General features: G+C 31.0%; 19 protein-coding genes and 1 tRNA gene. 7 read left to right on the top strand and 13 right to left on the bottom strand.

The genetic code is table 11. The annotated features are described in order from the left end of the window. Positions 1–16: 16 nt before the first annotated feature. The 8 genes from aspS to FVE72_RS08400 form a co-directional block, all read right to left on the bottom strand. Entirely contained in the window at positions 17–1,792 is a 1,776-nt protein-coding gene (aspS, locus tag FVE72_RS08365) for an aspartate--tRNA ligase (RefSeq protein ID WP_006808132.1), read from the bottom strand. A 14-nt stretch (positions 1,793–1,806) separates the two neighbouring features. Continuing rightward, complete coding sequence (locus tag FVE72_RS08370; RefSeq protein WP_051411774.1) at positions 1,807–2,838, bottom strand: macro domain-containing protein; 1,032 nt, start codon at positions 2,836–2,838, stop codon at positions 1,807–1,809. A 25-nt stretch (positions 2,839–2,863) separates the two neighbouring features. After that, positions 2,864–3,247 (bottom strand): hypothetical protein, encoded by a 384-nt coding sequence (locus tag FVE72_RS08375; RefSeq protein WP_026737990.1) that lies wholly within the window; start codon positions 3,245–3,247, stop codon positions 2,864–2,866. Positions 3,248–3,257: 10 nt separating this feature from the next. Continuing rightward, complete coding sequence (locus tag FVE72_RS08380; RefSeq protein WP_026737991.1) at positions 3,258–3,461, bottom strand: DarT ssDNA thymidine ADP-ribosyltransferase family protein; 204 nt, start codon at positions 3,459–3,461, stop codon at positions 3,258–3,260. Positions 3,462–3,498: 37 nt separating this feature from the next. Continuing rightward, positions 3,499–4,737, bottom strand: a complete 1,239-nt coding sequence (gene hisS, locus FVE72_RS08385; RefSeq protein WP_026737992.1) for a histidine--tRNA ligase — start codon at positions 4,735–4,737, stop codon at positions 3,499–3,501. A 25-nt stretch (positions 4,738–4,762) separates the two neighbouring features. Further along, entirely contained in the window at positions 4,763–5,440 is a 678-nt protein-coding gene (locus FVE72_RS08390; protein ID WP_026737993.1) for a dTMP kinase, read from the bottom strand. Between the two features lie 36 nt (positions 5,441–5,476). Continuing rightward, a complete protein-coding gene (locus FVE72_RS08395) occupies positions 5,477–5,884 on the bottom strand; it encodes a hypothetical protein (protein ID WP_146966537.1) in 408 nt (135 codons plus the stop codon). A 166-nt stretch (positions 5,885–6,050) separates the two neighbouring features. Continuing rightward, a complete protein-coding gene (locus tag FVE72_RS08400) occupies positions 6,051–6,350 on the bottom strand; it encodes a hypothetical protein (RefSeq protein WP_006807868.1) in 300 nt (99 codons plus the stop codon). Positions 6,351–6,470: 120 nt separating this feature from the next. On the opposite strand from FVE72_RS08400, the gene FVE72_RS08405 reads away from it, so the two are divergent. Then, positions 6,471–7,022 (top strand): phosphatase PAP2 family protein, encoded by a 552-nt coding sequence (locus tag FVE72_RS08405; RefSeq protein WP_006807870.1) that lies wholly within the window; start codon positions 6,471–6,473, stop codon positions 7,020–7,022. 69 nt (positions 7,023–7,091) lie between these two features. Here the strand turns inward: FVE72_RS08405 and FVE72_RS08410 are convergent. Together FVE72_RS08410 and FVE72_RS08415 are read right to left on the bottom strand one after the other, a co-directional pair. Further along, positions 7,092–7,166, bottom strand: a tRNA-Cys gene (locus tag FVE72_RS08410). 255 nt (positions 7,167–7,421) lie between these two features. Continuing rightward, positions 7,422–8,225 carry a class I SAM-dependent methyltransferase gene (locus FVE72_RS08415; protein WP_026737995.1) on the bottom strand — a complete coding sequence of 268 codons (804 nt, stop codon included), beginning with the start codon at positions 8,223–8,225 and terminating at the stop codon, positions 7,422–7,424. 250 nt (positions 8,226–8,475) lie between these two features. Between FVE72_RS08415 and FVE72_RS08420 the strand changes: the two genes are divergently transcribed. From FVE72_RS08420 to FVE72_RS08445, 6 genes are all read left to right on the top strand, one after another. After that, positions 8,476–9,591: an ABC transporter substrate-binding protein gene (locus FVE72_RS08420; protein ID WP_026737996.1), complete on the top strand. Its 1,116-nt coding sequence runs from the start codon at positions 8,476–8,478 to the stop codon at positions 9,589–9,591. A 27-nt stretch (positions 9,592–9,618) separates the two neighbouring features. Then, entirely contained in the window at positions 9,619–10,740 is a 1,122-nt protein-coding gene (locus FVE72_RS08425) for an ABC transporter substrate-binding protein (RefSeq protein ID WP_026737997.1), read from the top strand. 126 nt (positions 10,741–10,866) lie between these two features. Then, a complete protein-coding gene (locus FVE72_RS08430) occupies positions 10,867–11,763 on the top strand; it encodes a branched-chain amino acid ABC transporter permease (protein ID WP_006807871.1) in 897 nt (298 codons plus the stop codon). 11 nt (positions 11,764–11,774) lie between these two features. Continuing rightward, complete coding sequence (locus tag FVE72_RS08435; RefSeq protein ID WP_051411775.1) at positions 11,775–12,818, top strand: branched-chain amino acid ABC transporter permease; 1,044 nt, start codon at positions 11,775–11,777, stop codon at positions 12,816–12,818. A 15-nt stretch (positions 12,819–12,833) separates the two neighbouring features. Next, on the top strand, positions 12,834–13,592 hold the full coding sequence (locus FVE72_RS08440; RefSeq protein ID WP_026737999.1) for an ABC transporter ATP-binding protein: 759 nt from the start codon (positions 12,834–12,836) through the stop codon (positions 13,590–13,592). Positions 13,593–13,626: 34 nt separating this feature from the next. Next, a complete protein-coding gene (locus tag FVE72_RS08445; RefSeq protein WP_026738000.1) occupies positions 13,627–14,340 on the top strand; it encodes an ABC transporter ATP-binding protein in 714 nt (237 codons plus the stop codon). A gap of 324 nt (positions 14,341–14,664) precedes the next feature. Here FVE72_RS08445 and pgeF read toward each other — a convergent pair whose 3' ends face one another. The 3 genes from pgeF to xseB are packed head-to-tail and all read right to left on the bottom strand — an operon-like array spanning position 14,665 to position 16,525. Further along, positions 14,665–15,429, bottom strand: a complete 765-nt coding sequence (gene pgeF, locus FVE72_RS08450; RefSeq protein WP_026738001.1) for a peptidoglycan editing factor PgeF — start codon at positions 15,427–15,429, stop codon at positions 14,665–14,667. Between the two features lies 1 nt (position 15,430). Next, positions 15,431–16,303, bottom strand: a complete 873-nt coding sequence (locus FVE72_RS08455) for a polyprenyl synthetase family protein (RefSeq protein WP_026738002.1) — start codon at positions 16,301–16,303, stop codon at positions 15,431–15,433. Further along, on the bottom strand, positions 16,304–16,525 hold the full coding sequence (gene xseB / locus FVE72_RS08460) for an exodeoxyribonuclease VII small subunit (protein WP_006807042.1): 222 nt from the start codon (positions 16,523–16,525) through the stop codon (positions 16,304–16,306). It abuts the gene before it with no gap. Positions 16,526–16,537 lie beyond the last annotated feature (12 nt).

Here is a 16,537-nt window from a genome sequence, read left to right on the forward strand (position 1 = left end):
TTCACCTCGTATAAATTTATTCTTTTATTTCCAGCAATTTCAAATTCAAATCTTCTTCCAATACTTTTTCTTCCACGCCTGCAGGTGCTCCTGTCATCAAATCCTGTCCTTTGTTTGTTTTAGGGAACGGAATCACTTCTTTTATGGAGTTTTCTTTAAGCATAGCCATAAGCCATCTGTCTATACCGAATGCAAGTCCTCCGTGAGGCGGTACTCCGTATTTCAGCACTTCAAGGAAAAATCCGAATTTCTCCTGCTGTTCCTCTTTTCCAAGTCCCAATTTTTCAAATACTTTCTCCTGTAACTCTTCATCGTGTATTCTTATACTTCCTCCTCCGATTTCATAGCCGTTTAACACCATATCGTAAGAGTCTGTTTTTATTTTATCTAATTCATTTGTATCAAGATATTTTCTGTCCTCAACTTTTATCGAAGTAAACGGATGATGCTGAGCCTTGTATCTGTTTTCTTCTTCACTCCATTCAAACATAGGAAAATCAACTACCCATAAAAATTTATAAGCATCTTTATCAATCAATCCGAGCTCTTCTCCCAATTTCAATCTCAATGCTCCCAATCCGTCATGCACTGTTTTATATTTATCCGCCAGAATCAATGCTGTTTCGTTATTTTTAATATTCAGTTTTTGAATAATTTTCTGCATTGTTTCTTCTGTAAAAAATTTCGCAATAGGCGAGTTGATTTCTCCGTTTTCGTCTATTTTAATATATGCCAGACCTTTTGCTTTAAAATATGTTTTAACATAATCTTCCAAATCTTTTATATATTTTCTCGAAAAAATTTCTCCTTTAGGTGCAACTAAAGCCTTTACATTTCCACCTTCCTTAACTGCATTTTCAAATACTCCGAAGCCGCAATTTTCAACTTCTTTTGACAAATCTATCAACTTCATATCGAATCTCAAATCAGGCTTATCAGAACCGTAATTATTCATTGCATCATCATAAGTCATTCTTTCAAAAGTTTCCGTCACTTTTTCTCCCGTAACATCTTCAAATACTTTTTTTGCCAACTTCTCCATAACATTTAATACGTCTTCCTGTTCAACAAAAGACATTTCCACGTCAAGCTGTGTAAACTCAGGCTGTCTGTCTGCTCTCAAATCTTCATCTCTGAAACATTTCGCAAGCTGATAATATTTATCTATTCCTGCAACCATAAGTATTTGCTTGAATAACTGAGGCGATTGAGGCAATGCGTAAAAATCTCCTTTATTTATTCTGCTCGGCACTACAAAATCTCTCGCTCCTTCAGGAGTAGCTTTTGCGAGTATCGGCGTATCCACATCAAGAAAACCGTTTTCATTCATAAATTTTCTTATTGAAAACAGCATATCATTTCTTTTTATAATATTATTAAGCATTTTAGGTCTTCTAATATCCAAATATCTGTAAGTGAGTCTTATGTTTTCGTTAAGATTTCCCGTTTCATCTATTTCAAAAGGCAGTTGTTTCGACTGACTTAAAACCTCTATTTCTTTCGCCTGTATTTCAATATCTCCTGTAGGAATATTGGGATTTTTGCTGCTTCTTTCCACAACAACACCTTTTACTTTTATTACCCATTCATTTTTAAACTTTTTCACTTTTTCCTGAAGTTCTTTACCGGAAACTTCTTCATTTATAAATATTTGAGTAACTCCGTATCTATCCCTCAAATCAATAAACACAAAGTGTCCTTTATCTCTTATTTTGGAAATCCAACCGGACAGAGTCACTTCTTCTCCGACATTTTCAATTCTTAATTCGTTAAGCTTATAGTTTCTATACATTTTTCTTTCCTTTCCTAATATTTCATAATATATTTATTAAAAATATCTTTTTTTAAAATTTTTTCTTTTTCTAAAAAATCAAACATTTGCCCGATATCTTCCAGTGAATACTTTTTATCTTTTCTTTTATTCCAACTTTTCATTTCTTCATAAATATTATTATTACTTATTTCATCGTCTTTTTTGTTTTTTAAAATATAAATAACAGTTGATAATAGCTCTACTTTATTTTCTATTTCTTCTTTTACTGAAATTGAATAGAAATTTTTCATATTAATATAAATCTGTATAGCATTTTCTATATTTTCTTTTTCTTTTTGTAAATTTTTTGTTATTTCTTCTTTCAGTAATTCTTTTTCAATTTCAACAAGTTTTTTATTATTTAATTTGGAATATTCTTTCAACTTCTGATATTGTATACTTATTAATTTTGAAAAAGGACCTTCAGATTCCTCTTTAAATTTAAAATAATTATTTCTATCTCCTAAATAAATTAATTTTTGCAAAACTAAATCGGTTATCTCCTTTTTTATTCCTTTTTCTTCAGCTTTCACTAAAGTATATGCAATTAAATAGTGTCCTTTACTTAGTTTTGACTCACTAATAGCAGGTTCATAAATAATAACATTTGTACTTTTGGAAACTCTTTTTTCAAATTTTTCGATCTCGTTTTTTACTAATTTCCAGTCCAATTTCCCATTTCCTGCTCCGATTGGAGGAATAGATACACTTTTTATTCTCAATTTTTCCAATAACTCTTCTAACTTTTTCAATCCGATTTCAATGTATTCAATTTTTGAATTTTCTTTCCAATTTTTCTTCGTAGGAAAATTTATTATTATCTTGTCTTTTTCTTCAGTATAAATTAAATCTTTTCCAACATCTACTTCTTTAATTAAACATTTTTGTTCATAATTCTGAAAATTATTCGGATATTTAATTTTAAATTGATAAGCCAGACCTTTCCCCATTATCCCCTGAGTATTTACAGGATTTATTAAAGCCTGTGTCTCACTTTCAAATATATTTCCCTGTCTTATTTCCATAATAATTCTCCCTTAGATTTTATCTTTAGAAATATCTTTTATCATCAATAAAAACTTCTATTTTCAAATTATTTTTTTCAAGCTTTTTTTCTACTATTTGTTTCTGTGCAAATGAAAAAACTCCTATTTTCCATTTTCCACTCAAATATATTCTATCTTTTATTAAAACTTCCGACATTAAAAATTGCTGAGTTTTATTATCAGAAAAATCTAAATATCCCATATCATTTTGTAATTTCTTTTCTTCTTTCAACAATTTTTCCTTAAATCCCATTAAATCATTTATTTTTATTGCATTATTTTGTGATTTTGAGATTGGATGATATAAATAAAAATCTAATTCATTATTGCTAAAATCATCTATATTATAATTTAAAAAAATCATATTTTCACTCAATTGATTTTTCAAAACTTTCCAATTAATAAGGTATACTGTATTTTTTCTGTAAATAATTTATATGAAATGGAATATAATTATTCAAATCATTTCGCTCTCCTATAATTCTTTTATCTGCTGTATCATTAAATTTTATATTAAACTGCTTTAATTGATTTCTGGAAATTAACCCTCTCTCCAATATACTTTCTAAATTATCTATATGTGTCAAATGATGAATCCACATATTTTATACCCCCCTTTTAATATATAAATTCATATTTTTATTTATTTAAAATCTCAATAACCTCTTTTAAATTATATTTCTCTTGTTCTCCCGTACTGAATCTCTTTAAAGTAACAACATTTTCCTTCTGTTCTTCTTCTCCCAATATAAGCACATACTCAGCATTAATTTTATTGGCTTTTTTCATTTGGGCGGAAAAACTTTTCGGATTATAGTCAAAATTTACTTTAATTCCCTTTTTCCTCAATTCTTCTACTGTTTTTATAAAATATTCCTTCGTTTCATCAAAATATACAACATATATTTTTTCTTCTTTCTGCTCTAGTAAACTTTCATCCATAAGCATTGCAGCTCTTTCCATTCCCGCCGCAAATCCTATCGCCGGTATCTTTACATTATCGAGAATTTCAAGCAGTCTGTCATATCTTCCTCCTGCAAGTACCGTCGCCTGTGCTCCGAGCTTATCGGATTTTATTTCAAATACCGTATCCGAATAATAATCAAGTCCTCTCACAAGTTTAGGATTTTCAACATACTTTACTCCCAGTATTTCAAGATATCTCTTCGTATCCTCAAAATATTTTTTACTTTCTTCATCTAAATAATCATATAGCTTCGGAGCATCTTTAAACTGTTCCTGATCTCCTTTATCTTTGGAATCTAATGCTCTCAAAGGATTTTTTTCATATCTTTTTTTAGAGTCTTCGCTTAATTTATCAAGCCTTTGAGCCATAAACTCTTTCAAATCGTCTATATATTTTTTTCTCGATTCCAAATTTCCTAAGCTATTCAGCTCTACTGTCAATCCTGTTATACCGAGTTTTTCCAAAAATTCACAACTCATTTTTATTACTTCTGCATCAAGGTAAGGACTTCTAATCCCGAATATCTCGGCTCCGACTTGATGAAACTCTCTGTACCTTCCTTTCTGCGGAGCTTCATATCTGTACATCGGCCCGTTATAAAACCATTTTACAACAGGATCCGATTTGTGAAGTCCCGCTTCCAGATAAGCCCTTACAACTCCTGCCGTTCCCTCAGGACGCAATGTAACATTACGCTCCCCTTTATCTTTGAAATCATACATTTCTTTTGAAACAACATCGGTTTCATCTCCTACACTTCTTCTGAAAAGCTCCGTTTCCTCTAAAATCGGTGTTATTATTCTTTCAAAGCCGTACTTTGTAAAAACTTTTTTTGCTGTATCTACTATAAAATCATATTTTTTTACATCATCAAAATATCTGTCTTTCATTCCTTTTAAAACATTTATCATTGTCTTACCTCTCTTTTGTTTCATTTTAAATATTATATAATATTTTTTCTATTATTTCATTATTTATTTCTTCTATTGTTCTCAATCTATTGTTTTCTACACAGGATATCATTATCCAACCGTATTTTTCAGCCAGTTCTTTTGCAAGGTTATAAGCATTTTTCAAATATTCCTTATCACTTTCGTGAATATCTTTTTTTTCTTCGCCTGTTATTTTATTAATTCTTTCTTTCATAAGTTTCTGGCTGAACTCAAAGGGAACATCCAGAAAAAATACCAAATCGGGCTCAGGTATGGGCATTTTTTCCCATTCCAAATCTACCAGCCATTCCAGATATTTTTCTCTTTCTTTTTCGTTGCCTATTTTCGGAGCCTGATGAACCATATTTGACGTAGTATATCTGTCACTTACAATTATTCCTCCGTTATTATAAAAGTCCTCCCAATCTTTTTTAAAAGAAGCGTATCTGTCTACCGAATAAAATAACGAAGCGGCATAAGCATTTACACTGTCCACTCTTTTCCCAAACTCTCCTGCAAGATACATTTTTACAGGCTCTGAAGCTTTGCTCTCATAGTTGGGAAAAGATATTTTTTTTATTTTTTCTTTTCCTTTCAGTTCACATAATCTCTTATATATAAGTTCTGTCTGGGTCTGTTTACCGCTTCCGTCAGTTCCTTCAATGATTATAAGTTTTCCCATTTTTTCCTCTTTTCTCGATTTTAAATTTTTTTATTGTTACAAATCTTCTTTCTCGGCAAAAAAATACTTCATTAAATTTAAAAATAAATCAGGTCTTGTGATATTATTAAAATAAATTTGCTGCAAAATTTTTCCTTCTAAATCTAAAATTATAAAATTATTCCATTTATTGAAAAATATTTTGTTTTCATTTCGATTATAAATCACATCTTTTATTTTTATATAATCTTTTGTCAGTGATATTTCATAAGTCCCTGAAGGGTTTTCATAAATATTTCCTGGGCAATCGGAAAAAATTTTATCAACAACAGGACCTAAAATAGCAAGAAAGGATAAAATTCCGATTACAAACTCAAATATTGATTTAATATCTCTTTTTACAATGAATTTTTCTTCATAATCTTCTTCAACTCTGTTTATTTTCTCTGCAATAATATAATTCAAGTAATCTTTAATAAGAATTTTCCTTGTCCCTTTTCCCAAACCTTGTAAACTTAAACTTTTACATTCATTTTTCTCTGTTTTATAACAAATTCTGTGAATATTTCCTTCAGATAACCCCGGTGTGTAATAATATTCAAAATTTCTATAAAGTATTTTTTCTTTATCTTTAACCTACTATAAATCCGTCATTATAAAAATAAATTATCGGGCTTCTTGAAAGATTAAAAACAAATAGCACCGCAAGAAAAATGAATAATAATATTGTTTCTAAATTAAGAAATTTCGGCCATTGCCCTTGTAAAACTGAGAAAAAACATACAGTTATTCCCATTATTACCAAAAAACCTATATAAAATGTAAAAATTTTCTGAAATAAACTTTTTTTAGTTATTAAAACTAGTTTCAATCCTTCTTTGCTTATATTATTTTTCTCGATCAATCTTTCTATCTTTTTATCAGTTTTCATTTTAAACCCCTTTTGTTATGTTTTTTTATATTTTATCAGAATTTTCTGTTTTTTTCTATATTTTCTTTATTTTTCATTTTTTTTAATATATAATACTAAAAAAATAAATAGGAGAAAGAAATGATAAATTTAATACAAAACATTGATATATCGTGCATTGAGTTTCTTTACAAAATTCAGCACAACCTAAAATCCGACATAATTAATAAAACTATGATATTTTTTACAAATTTGGGAGATAACGGAATCATTTGGATTATGATTTCATTGATTTTACTTTGCACGAAAAAATACAGAAAATCAGGAATTATATCAGTAATCTCACTAATCGTATGCTCCGTTACTGTAAATCTGATTTTAAAACCTCTTGTTCACAGACCCAGACCTTTTAACGAAATAGCTCATATTGTATTGTTAATCAAAGCCCCTAAAGATTTTTCATTTCCATCGGGACATACTGCCGCCTCTTTCACAGCCGTTTATATTTTCTTTAAAAATATGAAAAAGTATTTCTTTCCTGTTTTGATTATAGCCTTATTTATAGCATTTTCAAGACTCTATTTGACTGTACATTATCCGAGTGATGTTTTTGCGGGAATTTTAATAGGTTTGTTTTCAGGATTTGCAGGAGAAAAAATATTTTACCGTTTTTTGAATAAAAATTCTTCTTAGTCAGTTTTTTTTACAAAAAAAAATCGCTAAATACTTTTTTGATTCAGCGGTTACTGTTTAATAATATTTTGGAGGCGACAACCGGATTCAAACCGGTGTACAAGGTTTTGCAGACCTCTGCCTAAATCACTCGACCATGTCGCCACAGCTTGTTGATTATAACATTATTAAATATCTTTGTCAAACGATTTTTTGGAATGGAAGATAAAGTTTGTTAAAAGCTTGCTAAAATCATTCTTTTCAGTATTTTTTTACCGATGTCACTTTTTCCCACATATCTTCATTTATATAAGACACTCTCCAACAAAAAAATCAAATCTTTATGGATTTTAATCCACAAAAATCTGATTCTTTATAATTTTATGGAATACAATCCATAAAATCTTCCATATTTAATTTTTAATCATTTTTCTTTTTATACTCATATATCCCTAATCTATTGTTATACAAATACATAAAAGGGATTACCCATTTTTTCGTAAAAGGCAGGATTTTTTTCATTTCTGTAGTAAAATTGATAAGTCCTGTCTGTTTCATCAAAGGATTTAATTTTACAACCTCACTTCCGTCTTTTACTGCCCATTTGAATTTTGCATTCATTTTTTTCAGTGTATCGTGTTCTTTCTGCATCTTTAATGCTCCTTTGGAAATAAGGTCGAATTGTGCTTCAAATTCATCAAAGTTGTCAGTCAGTATTTTCAGAAAATCTTTTACTTCATTTTCATCAAAATACATCAAAACTCCTTCTGAAATAATGAGAAGCTTTTTCCCGTTTACTTTTACATCTTGGGTCCATGCAGGATCTAAAGCTGATTTTGAAATATTTTTTACTCTCTCATTTTCAGGAAAAAATAGTTTTCTTTTTTCTATTACTTCAGGAAAATCCAAATTATACCATTCGATTTTACCGTTATCGATTCTGTTAAATCTTGTATCCAGTCCGCATCCCACAGAAACAATAACACTTTCAGGATTTTCTGAAATAAATTTTTTAACCTGATCATCCATTGTTTTCGCTCTCGCTAAAATACCGTAGTAAGAAAGCCATCCACTTTTAAATTTTGAAAAATCATAGTCTATCATCGACATTATTTCTTCGGATTTTTTATCTTCCAATACCGATTTTTCTTTTTTAGCATCTTCTCCTCTTGCGTATAATGTTATAAGTAATGTTTCCATTACTCCGTCAAGTTTAATTTTCATATAAATCACTCCGTTTCCTGATTTTATTTAACCACAAATTACTTTGATTGTCAAACTTTTTTCGCTTTTTTAATTACATATTTTTCAAAAATTTATTATACTAATCTTATCATAAATAATACATATTTTATTTTAATCTTTAGATATGTTATAATCTGTATCACAAATTTAATGTAAATAAGTACTTCATATATGTTATGTAATAATATAATTACGAAGTTTCAATTTTATGAAAGAAAGGAAAAAGTATATGAAAAGAATTTTATTAACTGCATTGTTGTTAATTATTTTTATTGTCAGTTGCGGCGAAAAAAAATCTGCTGACAGCAATGTTATAAAAATAGGGGTCATTGCACCGCTTACAGGTAATTATGCACAGTACGGAACTGCTGTAAAAGACGGAGTTGAATTGAAAGTAAACGAAATCAATAAAGCAGGCGGAATTAACGGAAAAAAAATTGAACTTATTATCGCCGACAGTAAAGGCGATGTACAGGAATCTGTAAATGCATTTAAAAAAATGGTTTCACAGGATAAAGTAACTGCCGTTATCGGAGAAGTTGTATCTGCTACTACACAGGCTATTTCAGATCTTGCTCAGACTGCAAAAGTGCCTTTAATTTCGGCAACTGCTACGAGTATTGATGTTACAAAAGGAAAAGATTATGTGTTCAGAACAACATTTACGGACCCTTATCAGGGAACTGCCACTGCTAAATATATCCACTCAAAAGGCATAAAATCGGTTGCTGTTTTAACAAATTCATCAAACGACTATTCTGTAGGAGTTGCCAATGCGTTTAAAGAACAGGCGGCAAAAGACGGAATAAATATAGTTGAAGAAAAGTATACAGGTGATGATAAAAACTTCAAAGCAATTTTAACAAAATTAAAAGGGCAAAATGCAGAAGCTATGTTCATTCCTGATTATTATAATACAATCGGGCTTATAATTTCTCAAGCAAGAGATTTAGGAATAAATACCCGTTATTTCGGTGGAGACGGTTGGGATGGAATTCAGACAGACTTTGGAGAAGTAGCTGAAGGAGCAATTTTTGCAAGTCAGTTTTCTTCCGAAGATACATCGGAAATCGTTCAGAAGTTTATAAACTCTTATAAAACTGAATATAAAAAAGAACCTACAATGTTTGCAGCACTCGGTTATGACACAGTAGAAATTTTAGGAACAGCTTTAAAATCTTCCAAAGATTTAACAGGACCTTCAATAAAAGAAGCTCTTAATAATGTAAACGAAATCGATTTAATTACAGGAAAATTGAAATTCGATGCTGACAGAAACCCTGAAAAATCTGTTACATTCATTGAAATAAAAGGTGGAAAACTTACTTTAAAAGAAAAATTTTAATTTAATATATAAAGGAGAAAGAAAAAAATGAAAAAATTATTGTTACTTATGTCATTATTAATGGTATTTATACTTAGTTGCGGAGGTAAAAAAGAAGCTGCTCAGGATAAAGATTCAATAAAAATAGGAGTTATCGGACCTCTTACGGGAGATATCGCCCAATACGGTACAAGTACTATTGACGGTTTTAAACTGAGAGTCAAAGAGATCAACGCTGCCGGAGGAATAAAAGGTAAAAAAATAGAACTTGTTATTGCTGACAGTAAAGGTGATCCGCAGGAAGCAATAAGTATATTCAAAAAAATGGTTTCGCAGGACAAAGTTGATTTTATAGTAGGAGAAGTTGCATCAACTGCATCTCTTGCAATATCAGATTTTGCTCAAAAAGCTAAAGTACCTATGCTTACACCTACAAGTACATTATTTGATATTACAAAAGGAAAAGATTATGTATTCAGAGTTACTTTTACAGATCCTTATCAAGGTGTAGCAATGGCTAAATATGTAAAAGAAAGAGGAATTAAAAATATAACAATATTAATCAATACATCAAATGACTACAATGTAGCATTGGCTCAGGCATTTAAAGAACAGGCTGAAAAAGACGGAATAAAAATTTCCGAAGAAAAATATACTAAAGATGATAAAGACTTTAAGTCGGTTCTTACAAAAGTAAAAGCTCAAAATCCTGAAGCCGTATTTATACCTGATTATTATAATACAGTGGGCTTGATTCTTACACAAGCTAATGAAATAGGATTGAAAACTCAATTCTTAGGTGGAGACGGTTGGGACGGAATTCAGACAAACTTCGGTGCTGTTGCAGAAGGCGGAATTTTTGCAAGTCAGTTTGCTCCGGATGATCCTTCGGAAATTGTTCAAAAATTTATAAAAGCATATAAAGCTGAATATAATACAGAACCTATAATATTCTCTGCATTGGGATATGACGCAGGAACAGTTGTCGAAGCAGCATTAAACTCTGCAAAAGATTTATCACGTGAATCAATCAAAGAAGCTTTCAAAGCATCAAATATCGATAATCTTGTAACAGGATCGTTAAAATTTGACGAAAACAGAAATCCTGAAAAGAAAGTTTCATTTATCGAAGTAAAAAACGGAAAATTAACACTTAAAGATAAATTCTAATTAAATACCGCTTAGGCTGTCTCAAATAGAGGAATTTCATGTTTTCCATAATTCACGGTATCGTCGTTATTGAAAACGGCTTTGAGACAGTTCTTTTTATTTTTTAAAAATTACAAGGAGTTTCAAATGTTTAAAAACTTTATCGAACAGACTATTAACGGTCTTCAAACCGGAAGTATATATGCTTTGATAGCATTAGGATACACTATGGTTTACGGAATCGTTAAACTTATTAACTTTGCACACGGAGATATATTAATGGTAGGAGCTTATGCAGCTTTGGTTGCTGTTTCCAACGGTATGCCTTTTTCGCTCGCTCTCATTTTATCAATTGTTTTCTGCTCTATTTTGGGAGTAGTTATTGATTATTTTGCATACAGACCTTTGAGAAATTCTCCAAGAATATCTGCATTGATTACAGCTATCGGAATGAGTTTCATGCTTGAAAGTTTGGCATTGGTAATATTCGGAGCAACTCCGAAAGTTATAAATACAAATCTGCTTCCTGTTTTTCTTTCACCGAAAGTTAAAATAAATTTAGGATTTATAAGTGTGAGCATGCTGACAATTTTCGTTATTATTGTTACTTTAATATGTATGCTTGTATTAAATCTGTTTATTAAAAATACAAAATTGGGAAAAGCTACAAGAGCCGTTTCACAGGACACGGGAGCTGCAAAATTGATGGGAATAAATGTAAATCTTACTATAGCTATTACTTTTGCTATAGGTTCGGGATTGGGAGCTTTAGGCGGTGTAATGTACGCTATCATGTATCCTACTATTGAACCTTATATGGGAATGTTGCCCGGACTTAAAGCATTTATTGCTGCAGTATTCGGCGGAATAGGAAGTATTCCGGGAGCTATGGTCGGAGGATATGTACTGGGAATTATAGAGTCCTACACTAAAGGCTATATTTCTTCAACTTGGGCTAATCCTATTGTTTTCGGTGTGCTGATTTTGATATTGATATTTAAGCCAAACGGATTATTCGGTAAAAACATGAAAGAAAAAGTTTAATAGGAGGAAAAATGCAGGACACTAAACAAATCACTGAAGACAGATGGAAAGATTTGAATAATTTTAATAAAATAAATATAAGAAATTATTCTTTGTCGTTTTTATTTATAATCGTTTTATATTTTATACTCAGACTGAGTTTTGATCCTTCGGATCCTTTTAACTATACAGGCGGAATATACATAAATATTCTTATTGCGATACTTTTTTCCTTCAGTTTAAATATTGCTGTGGGAATTATGGGACAATTAAGTTTAGGACATGCCGGATTCATAGCTGTAGGAGCATATACCGGAGCTGTTCTTTCAAAAGCTTTACTTCCCTACAACTTACCTCCAATTCTTCAACTTACAATTGCAGGAGTTGCCGGAGGAATTATAGCAGGATTATTCGGATTTTTTGTCGGAGGAAGTACACTCAGACTAAGAGGAGATTATCTTGCCATTATTACACTGGCTTTCGGAGAGATAATAAAATATGTTATTCAGAACATGGACTTTTTAGGAGGAGCTACAGGACTTAAAAATATTCCTAACATAGTGACTTTTGATAACGTCTACCTTATATCAATAATTTCAATGCTGATTATGGGTATGATAATGATTTCCAGAAAAGGTCGGGAAATTCAGTCAATAAGAGAAAATGAAATAGCAGCCGAAAATATAGGAATACATATTAATAAAGTGAAACTTTACGGATTTGCTCTTTCGGCATTTTTTGCAGGTGTGGGAGGCTCATTATATGCCCACAATGTAGGAGTATTGACCCCTGATAAATTCGGATTTATGTTTTCTATAGAAATACTTGTAATGGTTGTATTCGGAGGTTTGGGAAGTATTACGGGATCTATTTTATCCGCTGTTCTTCTTACACTTTTAAACGAACAGCTAAGACAGGCTTCGGAATACAGATATCTGGTTTATGCAGTAATACTTATAATACTGATGATTTACAGACCTGACGGTGTTTTCGGCAAAAAAGAAATTACAATACCGAGATTTATAAATAAATTCAAAAAAATAAAAAATAACTGGAATAATAAAAAAAATAATTAATAGGAGCTATAAAAAATGTCATTATTAAAAACGACTGATTTGGGAATATCTTTCGGAGGACTTAGGGCTGTTGATAATGTAAACATTGAAATAAACGATCAGGAGCTTGTGGGACTTATAGGTCCCAACGGTGCAGGAAAAACTACAATATTTAACTTGCTTACAGGTGTTTACAAACCTACCGACGGAGATATATCCGTAAATGAAACAAATATAAATAAAAAGTCTACTCCTCAGATAGTTTCTTTAGGAGTGGCAAGAACATTTCAAAACATAAGATTATTTAAGGATTTGTCTGTTCTGGATAATGTAAAAATCGCTTTAAATAACAGTATGAGCTACTCTACTTTAGATGCCATTTTCAGACTTCCTAAATTTTGGAAAGAAGAAAAAGAAGTAACTGACAAAGCACTTGATTTACTTGATATATTTGAAATGGCTGAAATGGGAAATATAACTGCCGGAAATTTATCTTATGGGCAACAGCGTAAACTCGAGATTGCCAGAGCTTTGGCAACATCGCCTAAACTGCTCTTGCTTGACGAGCCTGCTGCAGGTATGAATCCTAATGAAACTAAGGATCTTATGAATACTATAAGTTTTATAAGAGAAAAATTTAAAATTGCCATATTACTTATAGAACACGATATGGATCTGGTAATGGGAATCTGTGAAAGACTTTACGTTCTTAATTTCGGAAAAATTATTGCCGAAGGATTGCCTGAAGAAATTCAGAATAATAAAGAAGTTATTACTGCTTATTTGGGGGAATAACAAATGATAAACAGCAAATTACAGGAGGAAATTTGTGGATATTTTAAATGTAAATGATTTGAATATATATTACGGAGGAATACATGCAATAAAAAATATTTCTTTTAATATAAAGAAAGGAGAAATAGTTTCTCTTATAGGTGCAAACGGTGCAGGAAAAACTTCTACTTTACACGCCGTTTCAGGCTTAATCCCTATAAAATCGGGAGAAATTTCTCTAAACGGTATTAATACTACAAATACAGAAGCACACAAACTTGTAAAACTTGGAATGGCTCATGTTCCTGAAGGAAGAAGAATTTTTACGGAGCTTACTGTTACCGAGAATCTTGAAATGGGTGCTTATACAAGAAATGACAAAGACAGTGTAAAAAAAGACATGGAAAATCAGTTTAAGCTTTTCCCTAGACTTGCCGAAAGAAAAAAACAGCTCGCAGGAACTATGAGTGGCGGAGAACAGCAAATGCTTGCAATGGCAAGGGCTTTAATGTCAAGACCTGCTTTACTGCTGCTTGATGAGCCTTCAATGGGACTTGCTCCTTTACTCGTACAGGAAATTTTTAAAATAATAGAAAAAATTAATAAAGATCATGGAGTTACTATACTTCTTGTAGAGCAAAATGCCAACATGGCACTTTCCATTGCGAATAGAGGATATGTTCTGGAGACAGGAAAAATCATTTTAGAAGGTACAGGAAAAGAACTGTTAAGCAATCCTGAAATTAAAAAAGCATATTTGGGAGGATAATTTAAAAGAGGGCTTATTTTGCCCTCGTTTTTTATCTGTATTCCTTTACTCTTCTACAGCTTCAAAAATACAGTATAAATTTATTATAAATCAATCACATTCTTTAAATTTTTTATTTTGTTTTTATTTTTAATCTATTCCTCAACATTCAAATTTTACAACGTAAAAAATGTGTTAGTGAGCGTTATGAAAATATCCTTTTTATTTTCATAGCGAATGTGCATTTTTGAGTATGTAAAGTTGAGTAATTTTTTGCTGCTTTTTTTCTAAAAAAGCAGGTTAAAATATTTTTTCGTTTCCATTTTTTGAAAAAAAGAAGTCCCCTTAAAAAGCAATCATCGCTGTAGCTCTTCCCGCCTGTTTTCCTTCTCTCCTGTAAGAATAAAATTTCTCATCCCAAGTATCTTCTTCTGAAACAATCAGATTTTCTTTTTTTATTCCTAAATTCAGTGCGGTTATTTTATTGAATATTGTATTACTGAAATGGTATTTTTGTGTATTTTCATTAAGTTTAAAAGATTTTACGATTAATTCACTTTCTTTCCCGAATTTATCAACAAATTTTTCAAAAAATTCCTGTCCCACTTCGTAATTTTCCTGTTGAATGCCTATTCCCAATGCCATAAGTACATTTTCAGGCTCTGTTCCGAATTTATTTTTCATAACTTCCAAGCCGTTTTTCATTATTTCTTTATATGTTCCGGGCCAACCTGAATGCCACACTCCTATTACTTCATTTTTTTTGTCATATACAAAAATCGGAAGACAATCTGCATAAAAAGTAAAAAGTGCCACATCTTTTCTTCCCGTTACAAATCCATCTATGTCTTTAAATACATAATTTTCAGTATTTTCATCTATTATTTCGACATTATTTGTATGAGTCTGATAAGACATTAGCGTTTTCCTGTCTTCCAAGCCAAGTTCCTTAAGCAGCTTGTTTCTGTTTTTTTTCTGTTCTTTTTCTTCCTGTCCTTCCATTTTACAATAATCGGACATATTTCCGGCATTCTTTTTGGAATAGACTGCTTTAATCCCGTATTTTTCAAATTCTTCTATAAAATAATAATTTTCTTTTTCTTTAAACATATCATGCTCCCCGATTCCCGAAATAATCTGTTAATTCTATTAATAAACCGTTATTTTCAAAATTTTCTTCCAGTATTTTTTTTGCTTTTGATATGCACTCATTCAGTAATTCCTTAGATTTTTTCAGTCCGAACAAACTTGGATATGTTGTTTTTTCAAGCTTTTCATCACTTGCCTGTTTTCCTGTTTCTTCAAATTTTCCTTCAATATCAAGAATATCGTCTTTTATTTGAAAAGCCGTTCCTATAAGTTCGGAATATCCTACTAATTTCTCTCTTTTACTTTCCTCAATATCCAATGCTATTAAAGGCAACTCTATCGCTGCAGTGATCAGTTTTCCTGTTTTATTGGCATGAATATATTTCAATGTATCATAAGAAACCCTTGTATGCTCGGATTTTATGTCCATAAACTGTCCGCCTATCATACCGTAAAATCCTGCATATTCTGAAAGTTTGGCTATTATTTTAGCTTTGGCTATATCATCTGTTTTTTCGGATTCGGCTATAACATTAAAAGCTTCTGTCAAAAGAACATCTCCTACAAGTATAGCAGTCGATTCTCCGTACTTTACATGAGTCGTGAGCTTTCCACGTCTGTACATATCATTATCCATCGCAGGTAGATCGTCATGTACCAGAGAATAACAATGTATAAACTCCAATGCAGTTGCCATATCCTCTATTTTATCGTATTTCTTTCCGAACAAATCGCATATCATATACATAAGTATCGGTCTTATTCTCTTTCCCCCGTTCATAACTGCATACTTCATGGCTTCAGATAATTCTTCGGGATATTTATATTTTTCCAGTTTATTTTCGAGATTTTTTTCGACTATTTCTTTTTTTTCAATCAAATATTCCTTTAGCATTTATTCGACCTCTTCCGTTTCAAGCTTTCCGTTCTTCTCAAGAACTTTCAGCACTTTCCCTTCTCCGATTTCGAGCAATTTTTCCGATTCTTTTATAAGTTTTATTGCTTTTTCATATTCGGCTATGGATTCATCAAGAGATAATTCCTGATTTTCAAGCTTTTCAAGAATTTTGTCGATTTCCTCTATATTTTCCTCATAACTCTGTTTTTTTGCTGCCATAACTTCCTCCCT

Origin of the sequence: Pseudoleptotrichia goodfellowii (genome assembly GCF_007990505.1) — a bacterium.
Lineage (GTDB): Bacteria > Fusobacteriota > Fusobacteriia > Fusobacteriales > Leptotrichiaceae > Pseudoleptotrichia > Pseudoleptotrichia goodfellowii.